Source organism: Buttiauxella sp. A111 (assembly GCF_014189855.1).
In the GTDB taxonomy this organism is placed as follows: Bacteria; Pseudomonadota; Gammaproteobacteria; order Enterobacterales; family Enterobacteriaceae; genus Buttiauxella; species Buttiauxella selenatireducens.
Genome location: NZ_BJFN01000016.1, coordinates 1 through 5,368, shown reverse-complemented (window position 1 = coordinate 5,368; position 5,368 = coordinate 1). Strand labels below are relative to the sequence as shown.

The following is a 5,368-nucleotide window of genomic DNA, read 5'->3' as shown; positions in this document are numbered from 1 at the left end:
TATGCCTGGCGGCAGTAGCGCGGTGGTCCCACCTGACCCCATGCCGAACTCAGAAGTGAAACGCCGTAGCGCCGATGGTAGTGTGGGGTCTCCCCATGCGAGAGTAGGGAACTGCCAGGCTCCAAATTCAAGAAGTAAATCAGGGTATACCCTGATGTTGTAAGAAATTCGGTGGAGCGGTAGTTCAGTCGGTTAGAATACCTGCCTGTCACGCAGGGGGTCGCGGGTTCGAGTCCCGTCCGTTCCGCCACTTATTAAGCCCTGAGTCTTTTAGACTCAGGGCTTTTTTCTTGTCTAAAATTTAGCAAAAAATCTCCTATTGTTGCGTTTAACGCAAATATCTAGTGCGTTTATCTGTCTTTTTCAGCAAAGTTACTACCGCCATAATCCTCGTATTAACAACACATGCCCCCTAACGAGGTAAATAATGACAATTCCTGCATTTGGTTTAGGTACTTTTCGCTTAAAAGACGACGTAGTTATCGCATCAGTAAAAACAGCTTTAGAGTTGGGTTATCGCAGTATTGATACCGCACAAATCTATGACAACGAAGCGGCTGTAGGACAGGCGATTGAGGAAAGTGGTGTGACTCGTGAAGCGCTATTTATCACTACCAAAATCTGGATTGAGAATCTTGGCAAAGACAAGCTCATCCCAAGCTTGAAAGAAAGTTTACGCAAATTACGTACTGATTATGTCGATTTGGCGCTCATTCACTGGCCTTCACCAAAAGATTCCGTTCCGGTAGCAGAGTTTATGCAGGCACTTCGGGAAGCAAAAAATGAAGGTCTGACGCGCCAAATTGGTATCTCTAACTTCACCATAGACCTGATGCAACAAGCGATTGATGCAGTCGGTGTTGAGAATATTGCGACTAATCAAATTGAGCTTTCACCTTACCTGCAGAACCGCAAAGTAGTTGAGTGGGCACACGAACATGATATCCACATCACCTCTTATATGACGCTTGCGTATGGGAAAGCATTAACAGATGAAGTCATAGGCCGAATTGCTAAGAAACATGATGCAACCCCAGCGCAGGTAATTTTGGCATGGGCAATGGCGCTGGGTTACTCAGTTATTCCTTCATCTACAAAACGAGAGAATCTGCAAAGCAACCTACAAGCACAGACTCTAACTCTGGACGTAGATGATCTCGCCGCTATTGCGGCACTGGATTGCAATGATCGTCTGGTCAGCCCGGAAGGGTTGGCTCCAGACTGGGATTAATTTTCCATTACAGCCCCTGCGGGGGCTGTTGAACGTGTTCACTTAGAAAATCAATGAATGCTCGAATGCGGCTACTTACGGCCCGATCGCTGTAATACACTGCACTAAATGGCATTTCAACAGGTAAAAGCCTGTCAGCCAGTAGCTCAATGAACCGTCCTTCTGCTATTTCTTTATTAATCATATAGTCTGAAAGGCATGCGATGCCATTTCCCATCAGACAAAGCTGCTTAAGTGTTTCACCACTATTCGAGGTTATCCCCGCAGTTATGTCATAGGGCAGCCCATCTGCCTGCGCAACGGGCCACTTATTCAGGCTCTCAGTCTCTGAGAAACCAAGACAAATATGATCCTGAAGATCTTCTGCACTTTGTGGTATGCCGTACTGCGTTAAATATTCCGGAGAGGCGATAATTTTACGGCGGCTGGCAAAAAGTGGTCTGGCTCGAAGTGTGGAGTCAGTCAGCGTGCCCACGCGAATGGCCACATCTACTTTTCTCTCAATCAGGTTGATGAATGTCTCGGAAGAGATGAGCGAGAGTGTCACTTCCGGATAACGTTCGCGAAAGGGCTTAATAAGCGGCATTAAGAGATGCAGCATTACTGGCGTTGCGGCATCAATGCGTAGTAGACCACGTGGACTCTGCCGTGTTTCCATCAGCTCATTCTCTGCCGCTGCCATTTCCTGCAAAACCTGCTGCACGCGGCGGAAATAGCGTTCACCTTCCTCAGTCAGACTCAACTGGCGCGTTGTGCGATTTAGCAGACTCACACCTAATTTCATTTCTAATTTCTTTACCGAGCGGCTTACTGCTGAATTAGCCAGCTCGAGCTGAGTCGCTGCGCGGCTAAAACTTCCGCTTTCCACTACAGCGACAAAAATCGCCAGTTCATCAGAGGTCGCTTTCATTATTGCTCCTGAAGCAAAATTGTATTGAAATTTTGCATATTTTTGTTATTTAACCATCTTGCCATACTGCGTGTCATCAAAAGACACCTGCTATGGAGTAAATCATGCCTCTGGCACTACTGGCGCTGACTATCAGTGCATTCGCAATCGGTACTACCGAATTCGTTATTGTTGGGCTCGTACCCACTATTGCTGATCAACTTTCAATTTCATTGCCCTCTGCTGGGCTGTTGGTTTCAATTTATGCATTAGGTGTTGCGGTCGGTGCACCTGTATTGACTGCATTAACCGGAAAACTACCTCGTAAGCAGTTGCTGATTGGTCTGATGGTACTTTTCACCGCAGGCAATTTGTTAGCCTGGCTTTCTCCAAACTATGAAACATTAGTTATTGCTCGACTGCTGACTGGTCTGGCACACGGTGTCTTCTTCTCTGTGGGTTCTACCATTGCAACCAGCCTTGTACCTAAGGAGAAAGCAGCCTCAGCAATCGCGATTATGTTTGGTGGTTTAACCGTTGCTCTTGTGACAGGTGTTCCATTGGGGACATTTATCGGTCAGCATTTTGGATGGCGTGAAACCTTCCTCGCGGTTTCTGCCATTGGTGTCATCGCTTTAATTAGCAGCACTATTCTGATCCCTAAAAAGATCCCAACTCGAGCCGTTGCCAGTTTGAAAGATCAATTGAAAGTGATGACCCATCCGCGCCTGCTGATCATTTATGCGATAACAGCGCTGGGTTATGGCGGCGTGTTTACCGCATTTACTTTCCTGGCCCCAATGATGCAAAACCTTGCAGGTTATTCTCCAGCAGCCGTTAGTTGGATTTTATTGGGATACGGAGTCTCTGTTGCGATTGGTAATATTTGGGGTGGGAAACTTGCCGACCGTCATGGTGCTGTGTCTGCGTTAAAGTTCATTTTTACAGCACTTGCTGCATTACTGCTGGTCTTCCAGTTCACCGCGAGCTCGCATATTGGTGCTTTAGTCACTGTGTTGGTGATGGGGGTTTTCGCTTTCGGTAATGTGCCTGGATTGCAGGTGTACGTAGTGCAAAAAGCAGAGGAATACACTCCAAATGCAGTCGATGTTGCCTCTGGATTGAATATCGCCGCATTTAATATAGGGATAGCGTTAGGATCGGTTATTGGCGGTCAAACAGTGCAAAGCTTTGGTTTGGCGCAAACGCCATGGATCGGTGCGGTGATTGTTGCTGGTGCATTGCTTCTGATTAACTTAAGTGGGCGTCTCGACACGCGTCGTGAAGTTGCTATCGGTTAACCTGCACGAACAAGGCTGTTAGCAAATACTTACGGTCTTGTTCACCAATGGTTTGAATTGGTCGTTGAAACTCAGACCTAAAGTCCCTATAACTGAATGACAGCCTTCGATTTGGAGGCTTCTTTGGTTACAGAGGTCATTAGTAAAAACGTGCGCAAAAATACTTATGCCATGAGATATGTTGCCGGTCAGCCAGCAGAACGCATTCTGCCTCCTGGCTCCTTTGCAACTATCGGTCAGGCATTGCCGCCCGGAGAACCATTGCCAAGTGAAGGATCCTTAAAAGTATTAGTATGGAATATCTTCAAGCAGCAGCGAGCTGAATGGCTTTCGGTGCTGCAAAACTTCGGTAAAGATGCCCATCTGGTTTTATTGCAAGAGGCGCAAACGACTCCTGAGCTCGTTAAGTTTGCCACCAGTAATTATCTGGCTGCAGATCAGGTACCGGCGTTTGTGTTGCCGCAGCATCCTTCAGGTGTCATGACGCTGTCTGCTGCTCATCCTGTTTATTGCTGTCCATTACGTGAGCGTGAGCCGATTTTACGGCTGTCAAAATCTGCGTTAGTGACCGTTTATCCTTTGCCTGATGGCCGTCTGCTGATGGTAGTTAATATTCATGCTGTGAATTTCAGTCTGGGCGTGGATGTTTACAGCAAACAACTTGGGCCCATTGGCGATCAAATTGGTCACCATAACGGGCCGGTTATCATGGCGGGGGATTTTAATGCCTGGAGTCGCCCACGCATGAATGCGCTTTACCGCTTTGCTCGCGATATGACGTTACGCGAAGTTCGCTTCACCGATGACCATCGTCGTCGTGCTTTTGGCCGTCCACTCGATTTTGTGTTTTACCGTGGTTTAAACGTTACAGAAGCCTCTGTTCTGGTCACTCGTGCATCCGATCACAATCCTCTACTCGTCGAATTCCGTCCCGGCATACCTGAGCTTAAGTAGGGTTAGTCAGGTCTGCCAATGGGCAGACCTCGGTGCTGCCCTTACTTATAATCAACAGCAAGGACATTTCAATGACAACACAATCTCATCATGACAAAGTCAGCCAACAATTTGGTTCACAGGCAGGTGCCTATCTGACCAGCGCCGTGCATGCTTCTGGTCGCGATCTGGAGCGCCTCAGCACACGCCTGGAGGCTTTTCCTCATGCTCGGTTACTCGATATGGGATGTGGGGCAGGGCACGCGAGTTTCATTGCTGCTGCGAAGGTGAAGGAAGTTGTTGCCTACGATCTCTCCGAGCAAATGTTAGTTGTGGTGAATGAAGCGGCTAAAAGTCGTGAAATCAATAATCTCACAACCGAGCAGGGTTATGCCGAAGTCTTGCCTTTCGATGATTGCTCGTTTGATGTTGTGATAAGCCGCTATTCAGCCCACCACTGGCATGATGTCGGTAAAGCGCTGCGAGAAGTAAAGCGCGTATTGAAACCCGCTGGAGTCGTTATCTTTATGGATGTGATGTCACCAGGACACCCAGTGTTGGACATCTGGTTGCAAACGGTTGAAGCATTACGCGATACCTCACACGTGCGTAACTATTCCAGTGGTGAATGGCTGAGTCTGTTTAATGATGCAGGGCTGAGTTCGCAAAACGTGTTGTGTGACCGTTTGAATTTGGAGTTCTCAAGTTGGATTGCACGGATGAGAACACCTGCAACTCTGGCTGAGGCAATTCGTATGTATCAGCAAAGTGCATCAGATGAAGTGCAGCGCTACTATGAATTGCAGCCTGATGGCTCGTTCACCAGCGACATTATCATGCTGGAAGCCAGGCGAGCGTAAGCCATAAATAAAAAAGGCACCTTTTTAGGTAATGCCAGTCAGTTAAGCAACTGACTGGCATTTTTGTTCCTGGCTTTACCATATTTATGTGGCCTTTCCTTCACCACCCTCGGGAAGGCTCTTTCTCTTCTTATCGGTAACTTCACCATCTGCG

5 protein-coding genes, 1 tRNA gene, 1 rRNA gene and 1 pseudogene are annotated in these 5,368 nt (G+C 47.6%); 6 read left to right on the top strand and 2 right to left on the bottom strand.

Features of this window, described 5'->3' with window-relative positions; genetic code table 11:
• The first annotated feature begins 4 nt into the window (after positions 1–4).
• From rrf to dkgB, 3 genes are all read left to right on the top strand, one after another.
• A 5S ribosomal RNA gene (rrf, locus tag BSPA111_RS22295) occupies positions 5–120 on the top strand.
• Positions 121–173: 53 nt separating this feature from the next.
• Positions 174–250: transfer RNA gene (locus BSPA111_RS22290), tRNA-Asp, on the top strand.
• A gap of 177 nt (positions 251–427) precedes the next feature.
• Positions 428–1,231, top strand: coding sequence for a 2,5-didehydrogluconate reductase DkgB (dkgB, locus tag BSPA111_RS22285; protein WP_183273296.1), 804 nt, complete (start codon positions 428–430; stop codon positions 1,229–1,231).
• Here the strand turns inward: dkgB and yafC are convergent.
• Positions 1,228–2,141: pseudogene (yafC, locus tag BSPA111_RS22280) on the bottom strand (DNA-binding transcriptional regulator YafC). The gene dkgB and the pseudogene yafC sit on opposite strands and share 4 nt — an antisense overlap.
• A 104-nt stretch (positions 2,142–2,245) precedes the next feature.
• Here yafC and BSPA111_RS22275 point away from each other — a divergent pair.
• The 3 genes from BSPA111_RS22275 (at position 2,246) to BSPA111_RS22265 (ending at position 5,214) form a co-directional block, all read left to right on the top strand.
• Positions 2,246–3,421 (top strand): MFS transporter, encoded by a 1,176-nt coding sequence (locus BSPA111_RS22275; RefSeq protein WP_183273294.1) that lies wholly within the window; start codon positions 2,246–2,248, stop codon positions 3,419–3,421.
• Positions 3,422–3,571: 150 nt separating this feature from the next.
• On the top strand, positions 3,572–4,375 hold the full coding sequence (locus BSPA111_RS22270) for an endonuclease/exonuclease/phosphatase family protein (RefSeq protein WP_183273297.1): 804 nt from the start codon (positions 3,572–3,574) through the stop codon (positions 4,373–4,375).
• 71 nt (positions 4,376–4,446) lie between these two features.
• Positions 4,447–5,214 carry a class I SAM-dependent methyltransferase gene (locus BSPA111_RS22265; protein ID WP_183273293.1) on the top strand — a complete coding sequence of 256 codons (768 nt, stop codon included), beginning with the start codon at positions 4,447–4,449 and terminating at the stop codon, positions 5,212–5,214.
• A gap of 38 nt (positions 5,215–5,252) precedes the next feature.
• On the opposite strand, the gene BSPA111_RS22740 is transcribed toward BSPA111_RS22265, so the two are convergent.
• On the bottom strand, positions 5,253–5,368 hold a 116-nt coding region (locus tag BSPA111_RS22740; RefSeq protein WP_255459327.1), incomplete at its 5' end, for a hypothetical protein.

Excerpts from the sequence above, each read along its gene's own strand:
- dkgB (WP_183273296.1), top strand. The coding sequence starts at position 428 with ATGACAATTCCTGCATTTGGTTTAGGTACTTTTCGCTTAAAAGACGAC.
- BSPA111_RS22275 (WP_183273294.1), top strand. The coding sequence starts at position 2,246 with ATGCCTCTGGCACTACTGGCGCTGACTATCAGTGCATTCGCAATCGGT.
- BSPA111_RS22265 (WP_183273293.1), top strand. The coding sequence starts at position 4,447 with ATGACAACACAATCTCATCATGACAAAGTCAGCCAACAATTTGGTTCA.